The organism is Vibrio anguillarum (assembly GCF_001989995.2).
Taxonomy (GTDB): Bacteria; Pseudomonadota; Gammaproteobacteria; order Enterobacterales; family Vibrionaceae; genus Vibrio; species Vibrio anguillarum.
Genome location: NZ_JAHGUP010000042.1, coordinates 1 through 16515 on the forward strand (window position 1 = coordinate 1; position 16515 = coordinate 16515).

At 47.5% G+C, this 16515-nt stretch carries 11 protein-coding genes; 4 read left to right on the forward strand and 7 right to left on the reverse strand.

Annotation, left to right across the window (positions count from 1 at the left end):
- Positions 1–367: 367 nt before the first annotated feature.
- From panC to sfsA, 7 genes are all read right to left on the reverse strand, one after another.
- Entirely contained in the window at positions 368–1249 is an 882-nt protein-coding gene (gene panC, locus PL85_RS11410) for a pantoate--beta-alanine ligase (RefSeq protein ID WP_064624409.1), read from the reverse strand.
- Between the two features lie 11 nt (positions 1250–1260).
- The gene (gene panB / locus PL85_RS11415) at positions 1261–2055 is read right to left on the reverse strand and encodes a 3-methyl-2-oxobutanoate hydroxymethyltransferase (RefSeq protein ID WP_010319550.1); all 795 of its coding nucleotides are present in this window, start codon (positions 2053–2055) and stop codon (positions 1261–1263) included.
- Positions 2055–2561, reverse strand: a complete 507-nt coding sequence (gene folK, locus PL85_RS11420) for a 2-amino-4-hydroxy-6-hydroxymethyldihydropteridine diphosphokinase (protein ID WP_047690048.1) — start codon at positions 2559–2561, stop codon at positions 2055–2057. The genes panB and folK overlap by 1 nt, the downstream gene beginning before the upstream one ends.
- A complete protein-coding gene (gene pcnB, locus PL85_RS11425; protein WP_026028232.1) occupies positions 2558–3919 on the reverse strand; it encodes a polynucleotide adenylyltransferase PcnB in 1362 nt (453 codons plus the stop codon). Before pcnB ends, folK begins: the two co-directional genes overlap by 4 nt.
- A 107-nt stretch (positions 3920–4026) precedes the next feature.
- The gene (gluQRS, locus tag PL85_RS11430) at positions 4027–4896 is read right to left on the reverse strand and encodes a tRNA glutamyl-Q(34) synthetase GluQRS (protein ID WP_115339522.1); all 870 of its coding nucleotides are present in this window, start codon (positions 4894–4896) and stop codon (positions 4027–4029) included.
- Positions 4897–4988: 92 nt separating this feature from the next.
- Complete coding sequence (dksA, locus tag PL85_RS11435) at positions 4989–5435, reverse strand: RNA polymerase-binding protein DksA (protein WP_013857662.1); 447 nt, start codon at positions 5433–5435, stop codon at positions 4989–4991.
- 139 nt (positions 5436–5574) lie between these two features.
- Positions 5575–6315 (reverse strand): DNA/RNA nuclease SfsA, encoded by a 741-nt coding sequence (sfsA, locus tag PL85_RS11440; RefSeq protein ID WP_017048364.1) that lies wholly within the window; start codon positions 6313–6315, stop codon positions 5575–5577.
- A 55-nt stretch (positions 6316–6370) separates the two neighbouring features.
- Here sfsA and hrpB point away from each other — a divergent pair, with 55 nt between their 5' ends.
- The 4 genes from hrpB (at position 6371) to acnB (ending at position 16375) form a co-directional block, all read left to right on the forward strand.
- Positions 6371–8839: an ATP-dependent helicase HrpB gene (hrpB, locus tag PL85_RS11445; RefSeq protein WP_115339523.1), complete on the forward strand. Its 2469-nt coding sequence runs from the start codon at positions 6371–6373 to the stop codon at positions 8837–8839.
- Positions 8836–11184, forward strand: coding sequence for a penicillin-binding protein 1B (gene mrcB / locus PL85_RS11450; RefSeq protein ID WP_115339524.1), 2349 nt, complete (start codon positions 8836–8838; stop codon positions 11182–11184). The genes hrpB and mrcB overlap by 4 nt, the downstream gene beginning before the upstream one ends.
- A gap of 88 nt (positions 11185–11272) precedes the next feature.
- Positions 11273–13531 carry a patatin-like phospholipase family protein gene (locus PL85_RS11455; protein ID WP_174223846.1) on the forward strand — a complete coding sequence of 753 codons (2259 nt, stop codon included), beginning with the start codon at positions 11273–11275 and terminating at the stop codon, positions 13529–13531.
- Between the two features lie 246 nt (positions 13532–13777).
- Entirely contained in the window at positions 13778–16375 is a 2598-nt protein-coding gene (gene acnB / locus PL85_RS11460; protein WP_013857657.1) for a bifunctional aconitate hydratase 2/2-methylisocitrate dehydratase, read from the forward strand.
- The last annotated feature ends 140 nt before the right edge of the window (positions 16376–16515 follow it).

Here is a 16515-nt window from a genome sequence, read left to right on the forward strand (position 1 = left end):
GGAGAAGAGCCAATTTTTCTAATTCGAATAGTTTTTTATAACTCAGAAATAGAGTGAATAATCTAAATAATTTTGGGGCAGAAATGAGTTTGGCAACATCGCCTCTGTTAGATTCCAAAATCAGCACAGAAAGCACTACCTCCATAAGAACTATGCTTTAGTTCAGTTCACCCTTACTACCGCAGATATTAACCATCAAGACAGATGTTACACTTTCAAGGATGCATAACAAACTATATTGTTCTCCGATAATCGCGTTAACCTCAGTTAAATAACGATACAAAAAAGGTCGCTCCTTATGGGCGACCTTTGCAATATAGGGTTTTGAAGTGAAAATGAGTCATCACTTCATCACTTGAAATAGCAATTACTCTTCTTCAGGGTCCGCTTTCGTTTCGGCGCTAAATTCCAACACTTGGTTGTCGATTAAGCGTACTTTACCCAGAAATGCAGACACTAAGATCACCGCTTGTGTGGTCTCATTCGAGATCAGTTGCAGCGTTTTGGCATCGCGAATAAACAACTCATCAGGTTGTAGCCCAGCAGCGCGCAATTGGTCACTGGCATCTTCAATGATCGACGCGTAATCGTCGCGGCCACCACGCAGTGCACTGCTTATCCAACGCATGGTGCGAGCAAGGACAGGTGCACGTTGGCGTTCATCTAACGTCAGCAGCCCGTTACGTGAACTCATCGCCAAGCCATCCATTTCACGGACGGTAGGGACGCCGACAATCTCGATATCCATACAAAGATCGCTGATCATTTGACGGATCACCGCTAACTGTTGAAAATCTTTTTCACCAAAACAGGCAACATTCGGCTGCACTATGTTGAACAGCTTAGCGACTATGGTTGCAACGCCACGGAAATGCCCTGGTCTTGATGCGCCTTCTAGCATATGAGAAAGCCCCGGTACTTCAACAAAGGTCTGTTTTTCTAATCCTTGCGGGTACATTATTTCTGGGGTTGGGGTAAAGACCAAATCAACCGCTTCCGCGTTGAGTTTACTTAAGTCTTCATCCAGTGTTCTCGGGTAGTTATTTAAGTCATCCGCGCGGTCAAATTGCATCGGGTTAACAAAAATACTGACCACGACCACATTGCCCTCTTCACGTGCTTTACGCACTAGGGTTAAGTGGCCTTCATGTAAATTGCCCATGGTCGGTACAAAAGCGACTCGGCGGCCTTCACGCTTATACTGTTTGATCTGCTCGCGAAGAGCTGAAATGTCAGCAAAAGTTTGCATGAATATCTCCTTTAGGCGATGGTATGAGCGTCATCAGGGAAAGCGGCACTTTCTACATCTGCGATGTATTTTGCGACGGCTTTACGCATATCCCCTGTTTCAGCAAGAAAGTTTTTCGAGAATTTTGGCATGTAATTCGCCGAAATTCCGAACATATCGTGCATTACTAGAATTTGTCCATCGGTCACGTTACCTGCGCCAATGCCAATCACTGGCACATCAAGCACTTCGGTAATTCGCGCTGCTAGGCTGGCCGGTACACACTCTAATAACACAATTTGTGCGCCCGCTTCTTGGAGCGCCAACGCGTCTTTGACCATTCGGTCTGCTTTTTCTTGGTCGCGGCCTTGTACTTTATAGCCACCAAAAATATTGACCGATTGTGGTGTTAAACCAAGGTGTGCGCAAACCGGAACCGCGCGTTCAGTCAGCATTTTCACCGTTTCTACCAGCCAATCACCACCTTCGATTTTGACCATATTTGCACCCGCTTGCATCAATTTAGCGGCGCTTTCACAGGCTTGTTGTGGTGTGGCATAGCTCATAAAAGGCATATCAGCCATCAATAAACAGTTAGGGCTACCAGCACGCACGCTGCGTGTGTGGTAGGCAATCTCTTCAACGGTGACGGGTAGGGTATCTGTGTGACCTTGTAGCACCATACCCAGAGAATCGCCCACTAATAATACAGGCATCTCTTGGCTTTCAAAAAGCTGAGCAAAGCTTGCGTCATACGCGGTGACGGTTGCAAATTTACGACCTTGTTGTTTCCATTGGATCAGATCGTTTATGGTGATTTTTTTCATTAAATGTCCTTACGAGGCGCTGGCGAGTGCCAAATACCGAGCCCGTTACGTTCGACGAGCGGTAACAGTTGATTGAGCTCAGTCCCATCAGGGAGTTGTAAACTTGGTGCAATTTCGGCGAGCGGATAGAGCACGAATTCACGTACTTTCATTCCGTAGTGAGGAATGGTCAATCGCTCGGAATCGATCACCTCATTGCCGTAAAGAAGAATATCCAGATCGAGCGTTCTTGGCCCCCAACGTTCTTCTTTGCGAACTCGCCCTTGCTCTAACTCGATATTTTGGGTGCAATCGAGCAGCTCAAGTGGCGTTAAATCGGTTTCTATCGCAACCACCGCATTGATGTAATCGGGCTGGTTTTGTGGTCCCATCGGTGTACTACTGTACAAGGATGAGGCGCTTAAAAATCGAGAGTGTGGCAAGCATTTCAAGGCTTCAATGGCCTGCTTAGCTTGCGCGATTGGGTCGCCTAAATTACTGCCAACAGCAATATAAACGAGAATCATGATTCTGGGCGGCTCTTTTTATTACGTGGGCTTCTGCGGCGGCGTACATTGGGTTTGTTACTTGCGCCACTTTCCAAATCATTTGCCATCGCTTGGCGCATATCCCGCCCGGCGCTTTCAAACGTTGTCCACCAGTCAGCCAGCTTCTTCGTCTCTCCGCCTTCGATCTCGCCACGCATTTGTAGAAAATCAAAACCCGCTCGGAATTTGTTGAGCTCCATAAGGCGGAAGGCGCGTTTCCCATTGCGACGTGGTAAGCGCAACTGCAATTGCCAAATTTCGCGAATTGTCGCGGTATGACGACGAGGTATGGCAAGGGTTTTCACCACTTGGTCAAGGATGAGGTTACTCGCTTCCATGACGGCGTCGTAATAGGCGAAATTACGCTGCTGCATTAACGCATCAGCCAGTTTCACCGTCGGGTACCAGAACATGGCAGCAAACATGAAGGCTGGGTTGATGCGTTTACCTTCTTCAATACGCAGGTCGGTTGAATCTAAGACCAGATCCAACATCTGTTCTGTGTGCGAGTCGTAGTCTGGAGTGAACTCTTGAGCTATCACAGGGAACAACTGCTGGAACAGGTTGTACTCACGCATTAAGTGGTAGGTTTCTAAACCGTGGCCGGTTTGCAGCATCTTTAGCGATTCTTCGTACAAACGTGCCGCAGGAATATCTTGCAGTAAAGGAGCAAGATGTTCGATTGGGTCGGCAGTCTCTTCTTCGATATCGAAATCGAGCTTGGCCGCAAAACGAATCGCACGCAACATGCGCACTGGGTCTTCACGGTAGCGCGTTTCAGGATCGCCAATTAAGCGGATGAGCTTATCTTCTAAGTCGTCCATGCCGCCAGCATAATCATGAATGCTGTAATCACCGATGTTGTAATACATGGCGTTAATCGTGAAGTCCCGGCGTTCTGCATCTTCATCAATGGTGCCGTAGACGTTATCACGCAGCAGCATACCCGCTTCAGATTGTGCTGAGACGTTTTGGCTCGGCTCTTGATGGTGTCCACGGAAAGTCGCCACTTCTACCACGTCGCGGCCAAACATGATGTGCGCTAAGCGAAAGCGACGGCCGATCAAGCGGCAGTTGCGAAACTGTTGGCGTATTTGCTCTGGTGTTGCATTAGTGGCGATATCAAAATCTTTTGGTGTCTCACCTAATAGTAGGTCGCGTACTCCACCACCGACTAAATAGGCGTCAAAACCTGCGCCATGAAGTCGGTATAGCACCTTGAGCGCATTATCGCTGATTTGCTTGCGCGAAATATTGTGTTCATCACGAGTGATAATATTTAGAGCTAAGTCTTGGTAAACGCGATTTTCGCGTGGTGTATAGTCGTTTTTATTCATGTGCATCTGGCAATAATTGGTTTTTGCCAACCTTGCTTTTGTTATTTAAAGTGCCCGTTCGGGACGATTTTGCGGCTAATCATAGCGTAAGGATAGCCTTTTGAGAATCACGGTGTGATCTCGGTCTCCCGAGGGAGTTGTTCAACGTGCCAATTCTGACTGCCCCAAAAGATAATTTCATCGATGGAAGCGTCGCTAATCTCTTGTTTTATCTCAAACCCTAAAAAGCGCATTGCCTTAAGCAAGGTAGGTTTAGGATTTTGAATATCAATGGCTGTGGCATGATTCTGTTTGGATAATTTATTGCCATTACCATCCATCGCGAGCGGCAGGTGAAGGTAGCTTACCGGAGTTTTATGTAAGCAATGATACAAGCTGATTTGTCGTCCTGTTGGTTCAATTAAATCGGCTCCCCGCACCACTTCCGTCACTCCTTGATCGATATCATCGAGCACTACGGCAAGATTATAAGCAAATAAACCGTCACGTCGCTTAATGATGAAGTCTTCCTGTGCTAATGCTTTAGGAATGTGAATTTCGCCATGTTTTTGGTCGAAAAATGACTCTACCGGTGTATCAACACGCAACCTAACCGCGCAATCTTCGGTTAATGTTGGTTTTTTATAGCGGCATGTACCGGGATAAAAGCCACCCATCTGTTTAATTTGTTTACGCGTGCAATCACAATAATAGGCTTGCCCTGATTCAAGCCAAGCCTCAATTTGATCTTGGTATAAAGTGTGGCGCTGGCTTTGATAAACCACCTCGCCATCCCAATGCAAACCATAGGCTTCAATGGCTTGAAGTATCAGGGTGGAGGCTCCTGGCATTTCCCTTGGCGGATCTAAATCTTCGATGCGAACCAACCACTTACCTTGCTGTGATTTTGCTTGAAAGTAGCTGCCAAGTGCAGCGATCAAAGAACCAAAATGAAGTGGGCCTGAAGGTGATGGGGCAAATCGGCCAATATCGTGCATTGCGATTCATCCAAGTTACAAGTTATTTGGGTATCGAGTGAAAACAAAAAGGGAGCTCTAGCTCCCTTTTTTAACACAAACAAAAGGTAAGATTAACCTTGCATCTGTTTTTCTTTAAGTTCGGCTAGCGTTTTGCAGTCAATGCAAAGGTCCGCTGTTGGTCGAGCTTCTAAGCGACGAACGCCGATTTCCACGCCACAAGATTCACAAAAACCAAAATCATCTTCTTCAATTTTGCTTAATGTTTTTTCAATTTTCTTGATCAAGCGACGTTCACGGTCACGGTTACGCAATTCCAAGCTGAATTCTTCTTCTTGAGAAGCGCGATCAACGGGATCGGGAAAGTTTGCGGCTTCATCTTGCATATGGTGAACGGTACGCTCAACTTCTTCACGAAGTTGGTTGCGCCAAGCACTTAAAATTTTTGTAAAGTGAGCTATTTGCTCAGGTGACATATACTCTTCACCTGGCTTTTCCTGATACGGCTCAACACCTGCAATGGCTAGGATGCCTATCGCTTTTTTCTTTAATTCCGGCATGCAGCATCTCCTACTAACACCTAGTCAACTGCGCGAGCAGCTAATTTTAGGCGGGTATCTATAGCAAAAAGATCTATAGGAGGCAAACACTCAATCGTAAACTTATTGTCAATGTGAAGGCGCCATCAATTTTTTGTCACTAATGGGCGAATTCTACAGTGTTAACGAGCTTGATTTCATTCCTTGAAAGTACAGCCTTGTAGCACAGTACTTCCACCCCTTCTTTTTGCGCTTGTTTCAATAATAGTGAATAGTTTGCGTCTATATGGAGTGCAGGCGAGACTTTTTCAATCCCTGAATGCAAAACAGCAAACAAAAGTACTGCTCTGCTTCCACTTTTTGCCATTTCCGTTAATTCACGCAAATGCTTTTGTCCACGCGTTGTAACGGCATCGGGGAAATAACCTTGTCCTGAATTGCAGGCGATATCGTCGTGTGGAGAGTAACGCTCATCCAATAAGGTGACGCTTTTCACTTCTATATAGCACGTCGGTTTAGAGGGTGATTTGAGCAAGATATCAATTCGGCTATTTTCTTGGCCGTAGCGCACTTCAGTTTGTAATTGCTCATATCCTTGCAGCTCTTTGATGATGCCGTTTTGAATCGCTTCTACTGCCAGCGTATTCGCCCGAGCCGTGTTGACGCAAATGCAGTGGCCTTGCTGGGTTTCAGTCAGCTCCCAACTGTGTGGGTATTTACGTTTAGGGTTGTCTGAGGTGGAGAACCAGACACGATTACCCGCCTCGGCGCAGCCCGTCATCGCGCCAGTATTGGCGCAGTGAATAGTCTCTTGCTGACCATCGGCAAACTCAATGTCGGCCAAAAAACGCTTGTAGCGTTTGAGTAAGGTCGCGGATCGAAGTGGAGGATTGAACTGCATTTATCTACTGTTTTTATGTACAATGTTGCCGCCATTTAACCATAAGGATTGCACATTGTCACAATTGCCCATTCAAGCTGTGATGCCCGAGCTGCTGGCGGGAGTACAAGCTCACCCACAGATGATTGTCAAAGCCGCTCCCGGCGCGGGTAAGTCGACCCATTTCCCGTTACAGCTATTAAAAGCGCAATTATTCACGGGTAAGATCATCATGCTTGAACCGCGTCGTTTGGCGGCGCGCAGTATTGCTTGCTATTTAGCACAGCAATTAGGTGAGAGTGTTGGGCAAACCGTCGGCTATCGTATGCGTGGTGAGAGTAAAGTCAGCGCAGCGACGCAGCTTGAAATTGTGACAGAAGGGATCATGACACGTATGATTCAAACCGATCCTGAGCTAAGCGGCATCGATCTCTTGATCTTCGATGAGTATCACGAGCGAAGTATTCACGCGGATACGGCTCTCGCATTAAGTTTGGAAGTGCAATCAGCGCTGCGAGAAGATCTTAAAATCGTCGTAATGTCGGCAACCTTAGATCAATTGGCATTACAGTCATTATTACCCCAAGCGCTTTATGTGCAATCTGAAGGTCGTGCTTATCCAGTTGAAGTGCGCTATGCACCGCTGCGAGCCAATGATTATCTTGTGCCGACGATGAGCAAACAGATTGAAGGCTTGATGCGAGCTGAAAGTGGCTCTCTGCTGGCTTTTTTACCTGGCGTTTCAGCCATTAAACAGCTTGAACAGCAGCTCGCACACTTAGCCGATGAGTTTGATATTTGTCCTTTATACGGGCAGTTGAGTCTACAAGCGCAGCAAAAAGCGATTGCGCCTGCAGTAGCAGGCAAACGTAAAATTGTGCTAGCGACTAATATTGCCGAAACATCGCTGACCATTGAAGGGATACGCTTAGTGGTGGATGCGGGGCTAGAGCGGATAGCGAAGTTTGATCTTAAAACGGGCATCACTCGTTTAGATCAAGTGAAAATTGCCCAGTCATCGGCGCAGCAACGTACGGGGCGCGCTGGACGCCTAGAACCCGGCATCTGTTTGCGCCTTTACAGCGAAGCACAATATAAGCAGCAACCCAATGTACCGAGCGCGGAAATATTGCACAGTGACTTAGCGCCTTTGGCGATGGAGCTTGCGCAGTGGGGTGTGGTGTCGGTTAACGATTTGCCTTGGCTAGATACTCCACCAGCAGCAGCGATGCAGCAAGCTTGGAGTCTATTGCATACGCTTGGTTTGATGGACAGCAAACAGCAGCTCAGCGCATTGGGTAAAAAAGCGCAGTCACTTGGTGTGGAACCAAGGCTAGTGAGTATGCTGCTCAAAGCCCATGAAACGAGTGATTCAATGCTAAATACGGCGCTCGCTGTGACCGCTTTATTGGAAGAGCCTGAGCGTAATGTGCTGGATTTACAACATAGCTTAATGCGTTGGCAGCAAGCGACTCACCCTAAAACACAAAACCTACATCAGCGTGCCACGACGCTTTCGCGCACACTTGGTGGCCAATTTCAGCTAAAAAAAGTGGATGAATCATTGCTGGCGTTAGTGCTGAGTTTGGCTTTTCCCGATCGCATTGCTCAGCGCCGCAGCGAGTCGCAACGGGGGCAGTTTTTATTGGCGAATGGTCACGGCGCGCAAATGCGTGACGATGAACGCCTCGCCGGCGCGCACTATTTAGTGGTGGTGGATTTAATGCGCAGCGGCTCACAAGCGAGCCAAATCTTTGTTGCGACAGAGTTGGATATGGATGCACTGCAAGCCCATTTCCCAGAGCTATTTAGTACGCAAGAACGAGTCGATTGGGATGAGAAAGCGGGGAAACTGTGCGCGGAAAGGCTAACCCTGTGCGGTAAATTGGTCATTGAGCGTGAAGCGCTGCCAGAGCCTGCTCATGAAAAAATGACGCAAGCTTTGCTCAATTATGTTCGTCGCAAGGGGCTATCGGTATTACAGTGGAGCGAAGCGGCGAGCGCTTTATTAACGCGCATACGTTGCGCTGCGCAATGGCTACCGGAAGCGGCGTGGCCTGCTGTCGAGGAACAAGCGCTGCTTGATGATCTTGAAATTTGGTTAGCCCCCTATTTAGTCGGAGTAAAATCGGTCAAAGCGTTAGCGAAAGTACCGCTTTTTGATGCGCTCAATGCTTATTTAGGTTGGCCATTAAACCAAGAGATTGATCGCTGGCTTCCAACTCACCACCCGCTACCCACAGGCAATCGAGCCGCCATTCGCTATCAACTGGGCGCGGAGCCGATGTTGTCGGTTCGTATGCAGGAGATGTTTGGCGAGCAAGATTCCCCCACCATCGCTCAAGGGCGAAAAAAAGTGGTGATGGAACTGCTCTCACCTGCGCAGCGGCCTTTGCAAGTAACTCAAGATCTCGCCGGTTTCTGGCAGGGTGCTTATAAAGAAGTACAAAAAGAGATGAAAGGGCGTTACCCAAAACACGTTTGGCCTGATGATCCTGCCAACCACATAGCGACGACGAAAACTAAGCGGCAATTAGCACAATGACAACCCAGAAAAAGCCTACGGGCACTCAAAAAAATAGCGTAAAAAAACCTTCACGTCGCCCGGCCAAGAAGCCTTCACCTCCACGCAAAGCATGGTGGAAAATTGTGTGGGGTATTGGCTGGAAACTGAGCCTTGCACTGGCTGCGGTGCTGTTGTTTGTTGGTATTTACTTAAATAGCGTGGTTAAACAACGCTTCGAAGGTCAGCTTTTTGATTTACCGACCGTCGTGTATGCGCGCATTTTGAATTTAGCACCCGGTGATGACATCCCGCTGCAAGAGCTGCGCAATGAGCTTGATGTACTCAACTATCGCAAAGTGAACCAGCCACGCTATGCTGGCGAGTACTCTTCATCATCAAGCAAAATTGAGATCATCCGCCGCCCTTTTGAGTTTGCCGATGGCCCTGAGCCTGACCGCCATGTGATGCTCCATTTTAATGACAGCGGTTTAGTCCGTATCCAATCTCTTGAGCAAAAAGGGGATTTAGGTTACTTGCGTATTGAGCCAAAAATGCTCGGCATGCTAGAGAAAGGCAACGATGAGCAGCGGCTATTTTTACGTCGTGATCAGTTTCCTGAAGTGATGGTGGATGCGTTGCTTGCGACCGAGGATCGCTATTTTTATCAACATGATGGCATCTCTCCATTTGCGATTGCCCGTGCTTTAGTGGCTAACATCAAGGCTGGGCGCACTGTGCAAGGCGGCAGTACGTTAACTCAGCAGCTGGCAAAAAACATTTTCTTATCCAGTGATCGAACCTTATGGCGTAAAGTGCGTGAAGCTTATATGGCGCTCATTATCGACTATCGCTACAGCAAAGATCGCATTTTAGAAGCCTATCTAAATGAGGTCTATTTGGGGCAAAGTGGCGGTGAGGCGATTCACGGTTTCGGCCTCGCCTCACGGCTTTATTTCGGTCAACCATTGCAAGAATTGCGCATTGATCAATTAGCGTTGTTGGTGGGCATGGTTAAAGGGCCTTCTTATTATAACCCTGCGCGTTACCCTGAACGTGCTAAAGAGCGTCGCGACTTGGTTTTAAAGCTGATGATGCAGCAAGATATTTTGACGGCTAAACAGTTTGAACAAGCGGCCAGTCGACCGTTAGATGTGCAAAAGCATCCTCACATTGCTAGCCGGCAGCCAGCGTATTTTCAGCAGTTAAAAATTGAACTGAAAGAGAAAGTGGGCGAGATCTTCAAAGCGGATACTGGCTTGCGCGTTTTTACCTCGCTCGATCCTGTTTCGCAAGCCAAATTGGAGCTGGCGATTGCTCGACAAATTCCAGTGCTTTCCAAAACGGCGGGGAAAAACTTAGAAGCCGCAGCGATCGCTGTTGATCGAACCAGTGGTGAGATCCGTGCCATGGTTGGCGGTAAACAGACCGGTTATGACGGCTTTAACCGCGCTTTAAATGCAAGCCGTCCTATCGGCTCGTTAGTCAAACCAGCGGTCTATCTCACCGCACTCGCACAGCCAGATAAATACAACTTAGCCAGCACGCTTATCGATAAACCCATCACACTCAAAGGGAACAAAGGCGAAGTGTGGTCACCGCGCAACTTTGATCGTCAGTTCCGTGGTGAAGTGCCGCTGTATCTCGCGTTAGCTAAATCACTTAATGTGCCTACGGTACAATTGGGCATGCAGCTTGGGATTGAACAAGTTTCTGACACTTTGGTGCGGCTTGGTGTCAACAAAGAGGAGATCCGTCCTGTACCGTCGATGTTTCTTGGCGCGTTCTCTCTGACGCCTTATCAAGTGGCGCAGATGTACCAAACCTTAACCAACTCGGGTAAAAAAGCGCCCTTATCGGCACTGCGCTCGGTACTGGATTTAGAGGGCAATGTGCTCTATCAATCAATTCCCAAAGTATCCCAAGCCGTTGAGCAGCAAGCGGCGTGGCTTACAACTTATGCGATGAAGCGAGGAGTACTTGAAGGGACCGGGCGCTATCTCAATAACCAGTTCGCTTGGGCGGCATTGGCGGGGAAAACTGGTACCACTAACGATAGCCGCGACAGTTGGTTTGTCGGGGTGGATGGTCGTGAAGTCACCACGGTTTGGCTTGGCCGCGATGATAATCAGCCGATCAAACTTACGGGTTCGAGTGGTGCATTACGGGTGTACGCGGAATATTTACAACATCGGATCCCAGAAAAATTACTTCTTCCTTGGCCGCAAGGCATTACCACGATTGGCTTTAAAACCAGTGCCGAGGGTGAATTAGTCCAAGATTGTCACAACGAATTTAAACTGCCCATGTGGGATAAAAGCGGCGCATTGAAACAGAGCTGTGATAAACAACCAGGACAATGGTTAAAAAATCTCTTTCAGTGGTAGTTGGGGGAGTTTATATTAAATTGATTTCAAAGGGATTTAAGGAAGAGTCGTGAAACAGTTTTTAAGTAACTTATTGTTCTTGGTATTCATGTTTCCTGCGACTTTCGCGGTGGCTGATGAGCCACAAGCTGAAAAACCTATGCTGGACAGTGCTGCGCGCCCCAAGATTGCTGTGGTACTTGCTGGTGGCGGAGCAAAAGGTGCAGCGCACATTGGCGTTCTCAAAGCGCTGGAAGAGATGCGCATCCCCGTTGATTTCATTACTGGTACCAGCATGGGCGCTTATGTGGGCGGCCTCTATGCCAGTGGTATGAGCGCCGATGAAATTGAAAGTTTAATTTACAGCGTAGATTGGAATGAAGGTTATCGTGACCGGGTCAACCGTAGCCAACGTCGTGTTCGGGATAAAGAGTACGAAGACCGCTATCAACTGACCACCGACCTTGGACTGCGTTGGGGGGAGATCCGCGCACCACGCGGTGTGGTGCAAGGGCAGAATATGTTGCGTATTTTGCGAGAAACGTCGGGCAATCTCTCTGAATTTCAGTCCTTTGACCAACTGCCTATCCCTTATCGCGCGGTAGCCACTGATATCATTGCTCTTGAGGAAGTAGTGTTGGATCGTGGCTATTTAGTGGATGCGATGATGGCGAGTATGTCAGTACCCGGAGCACTGCCACCTTACGAAGTTGATGGTCGTTGGTTAGTCGATGGCGGTGTGACCAATAACATGCCTGTTGATGTTGCACGTGCCTTAGGGGCTGATATTGTTATCGCGATAGATATCAGTACCGATTACAAAAACCAAGAAGCTTTCACCACCTTTTTGACGGTAGCCGATCAGCTTTCCAACTATCTCGTACAAAGAAGCACTCAAAAACAAGCACGTTTATTGAATGAGCAAGATGTCTTTTTACGCCCTGATGTCGGCAGTATGGAAACCACTGAATTTGATAAAATGCCTACCGCTTATGAAAAAGGGTATGAGATTGCAATGGTGAACCAATCGGTATTGACTTCGTTGTCATTATCGAGTGCTAGTTATCAACGCTATGTGGAAGCAAAACAAGCTCGCCGCAGGGCTTTAATTTATGGCGATGATGTGCAGGTTGATGAAATCGTACTCAACAACCGCAGTCATTACAGCGATCAATTGTTAAAAAACCGTTTACATTTAAAGACAGGACAACCGCTATCAACCGAGCAGATTGAAGCGACGGTCGAAAATCTCTATGCATTGGATCGGTTTGAGTTAGTGACCTATGAATACCGAGAATTTGAAGGAAAGAACCAACTGGTCATCAATGTAAAAGAGAAATCTTGGGGGCCAAATTACCTCAATTTTCGCTTTTTCTTAGAAGATGATTTTCATACGGATAGTCAGTATGCGCTGGGTATCTCTTCCAATTTCACTAACTTAAATTCGTTTGGTTCTGAATTACGTTTCAATTTAGAAATGGGCACCGATAAGATCATCGAAGCGGAGCTTTTTTCTCCTCTGTTCTCAGGGCAAAAAGCGTTTACCTCAGCTTTGATTTCGTTTAGCAATGATAAACGTAATAAGCCAATGCAAGGGTTTGATGACACCAGTCTAGAAGCCAGTAAAGATTATTTGCCGATCAGCTATTTAGAATGGATTGGAGAATTGTCGCTTGGTTATCAAGATAAATTATGGCGAGAGTTTAAGTTAGGGATCCGCTATACAGATGGGGAGGCTGAAGTGTCAAATTGGCCATCCATGGGAAATATGGATTACACCCGTGCTGGTGTGTTTGCTAACTACCGCATTGATACCTTAGATGACTTCAGCTTGCCTACCCGCGGTGTTTATCTTGATCTTGAGTATCTTGCATCGCACGATAAAGTTTCTGGTGTCTCTTCCGATCTTGAATCAAACGATACCGTGTATGAATTTTCCGGTGAACTGATCGCCGCTTACAGCTTTGGTCGCCATACTTTGGTCGGTAATCTTGATTACGGTGTGGTACAAAGTAAAAATTCCAGTGAACCGATAAACCCTAAATCGATTGGTGGTTTCTTAAATTTATCGGGTATCCCTCGTAACAGCTTAATTGGCCAGAACAAAGCGTTCACCAGTTTAGTGTATCGTTATCGCTGGTTTGATAATGACTTTGGCCTGTTCAGTTCCCCATTTTATGTCGGTGCATCAATAGAATACGGCGGTGTATGGTCTGATCCTGATCTAAGCTTTGATACCGCCCCATTATACGGTGCGGGATCGGTGTTTGCTGGTGTTGATTCGCCGATTGGACCGATTATGTTTGCTTATGGTCGAACCGAAGATAATTTTGATTCGATATACTTGAGTATTGGCACTACCTTTTAGCGAGAATTGAGCTGAAAAGTGGGCGGTAAGTGACTCAAAAATCATAGAACTTTAGTCTTAAGTTGCTATGTTGGTCAAAATGATAAGATTTTAATTTAAAGTTAAATTTGCTATTCTTCGTCCCACAGTTTGGCCTCTCTGCCGCTGATTACATAAAAATATCTGGCAATGGAGAGCCAAGTTTCCAAGGATGTTTGCCCATCATGTCAATAATAATGGGGTAAACCGCAATGAGAGGAAAAAGTCGTGCTTGAAGCCTACCGTAAACACGTCGCAGAGCGTGCTGCCGAAGGAGTTGTTCCTAGACCCCTAAATGCTGAACAAGTCGCAGGACTTGTTGAACTGTTGAAAAATCCCCCTCAAGGTGAAGAAGCGTTCATGCTTGATCTCCTTGAAAATCGAATTCCTCCCGGTGTGGATGAGGCCGCTTATGTTAAAGCGGGCTTTTTAACCGCCATCACTAAAGGTGAGGTCTCTTCACCGTTAGTGAGCCGCGCAAAAGCTGCGCAACTACTCGGAACTATGCAAGGTGGTTATAACATCGAGCCGCTAGTCTCATTGCTTGATGATGCTGAGCTGGCACCGATTGCGGCTGATGCACTATCGCGTACTCTACTGATGTTTGATGCGTTCTATGACGTTGAAGAGAAAGCAAAAGCGGGTAATGCACATGCACAAAAAGTGTTGCAATCATGGGCAGACGCGGAATGGTTCCTTTCAAAACCGGCGCTTCAAGAGAAGATCACGCTAACCGTATTTAAAGTTACTGGTGAAACCAATACTGATGATTTGTCACCAGCGCCAGATGCATGGTCACGCCCAGATATTCCAGTGCACGCACTTGCTATGTTGAAAAATGAACGTGAAGGCATTCAACCTGATAAAGCAGGCAGCATTGGCCCTATCACTCAAATCGAAGCTCTAAAAGAGAAAGGCCATCAGCTAGTCTATGTGGGTGATGTGGTCGGTACAGGCTCGTCTCGTAAATCCGCGACTAACTCTGTTTTGTGGTTTATGGGTGACGACATCCCATTTGTGCCCAATAAACGCGCGGGTGGCTACGTGCTCGGCGGTAAAATTGCACCTATCTTCTTCAACACCATGGAAGATGCCGGCGCGTTGCCGATTGAAGTTGACGTTACCAAACTCAACATGGGTGATGTGATTGATGTTTACCCATTTGAAGGCAAAGTGTGCAACCATGACACTGGCGAAGTGCTTGCCACGTTCAAGCTTAAAACCGACGTACTGATTGATGAAGTGCGCGCTGGCGGCCGTATTCCACTGATTGTTGGCCGTGGTTTAACGGATAAAGCACGCGAAGCACTAGGCTTAGAAGCGTCAACAGTATTTCGTCGCCCAGTTGCAGTGGCTGATACAGGCAAAGGTTATACACTGGCTCAGAAAATGGTCGGTAAAGCATGCGGCGTGACGGGTGTTCGTCCGGGGACTTACTGCGAACCTAAAATGACCACGGTTGGATCGCAAGATACCACTGGCCCGATGACACGTGATGAATTGAAAGATTTGGCGTGTCTTGGTTTCTCTGCTGACTTAGTCATGCAATCTTTCTGTCATACCTCGGCTTATCCAAAGCCTGTTGATGTGAATACCCACCATACCTTGCCTGATTTCATCATGAACCGTGGCGGTGTTTCACTGCGTCCGGGTGATGGCGTTATTCACTCATGGCTAAACCGCATGTTGTTACCTGATACCGTCGGTACTGGTGGTGACTCGCATACACGCTTCCCGCTTGGCATTTCATTCCCAGCTGGTTCTGGCTTGGTTGCTTTTGCGGCCGCAACGGGTGTGATGCCACTTGATATGCCAGAATCTGTCTTGGTGCGTTTCAAAGGTGAAATGCAGCCGGGCATCACGCTGCGCGATCTAGTGCACGCGATTCCTTATTACGGGATTAAGCAAGGCCTGCTCACGGTGGCGAAAGCGGGGAAAATTAACGAATTCTCTGGCCGTGTGCTAGAAATCGAAGGGGTTGAGCACTTAACGGTTGAGCAAGCGTTTGAACTTTCTGATGCCTCGGCAGAACGCAGTGCGGCGGGTTGTACGGTTAAATTGTCACAAGCCTCAATTGAAGAGTACCTCAACTCTAACATCACTATGTTGAAGTGGATGATCGCCGAAGGTTATGGTGACCGCCGGACTATTGAGCGTCGCATTACGGCGATGGAAGCGTGGCTAGCCAATCCTGAGTTGATGCAAGCGGATAGTGATGCAGAATACGCACATGTGATTGAGATTGATCTTGCTGAGATTAAAGAGCCGATTTTATGTGCGCCAAATGACCCAGACGATGCGCGCTTACTTTCTGATGTACAAGGTACGCCTATTGATGAAGTCTTCATCGGTTCTTGTATGACCAACATTGGTCACTTCCGTGCGGCAGGTAAATTGCTTGAGAAGTTCAATGGTCAGTTAGACACACGTTTGTGGGTTGCGCCACCGACTAAGATGGACAAAGATCAGCTTATCGAAGAGGGCTATTACGGCATCTTTGGTCGCGCTGGGGTACGCATTGAAACGCCAGGGTGTTCGTTATGCATGGGTAACCAAGCGCGTGTTGCCGATAAAGCGACCGTTATGTCGACTTCGACTCGTAACTTCCCGAACCGTTTAGGGACCGGCGCGAATGTTTACCTTGCTTCGGCAGAGCTGTCGGCCGTGGGTGCCATTTTAGGCCGCATTCCGACATTGGAAGAATACCTAGAGTACGCGAAGCAGATCAACGCAACTGCAGCTGATACCTATCGCTACCTCAACTTCCATCGTATGGCGCAATACACTAAAAAAGCGGACAGTGTGATTGTCCAGCAAGCGGTGTAAGAGCTATCCAAGCTAACCTCCCAATAAAAAAGCCACCGATTCGGTGGCTTTTTACCATTCTAGCTTCTCACTCAATGCTGAAATAACATTAGATTAAGTTCGATCGGTGGCTGCATCCGCCAACAATGACTTGACCCATA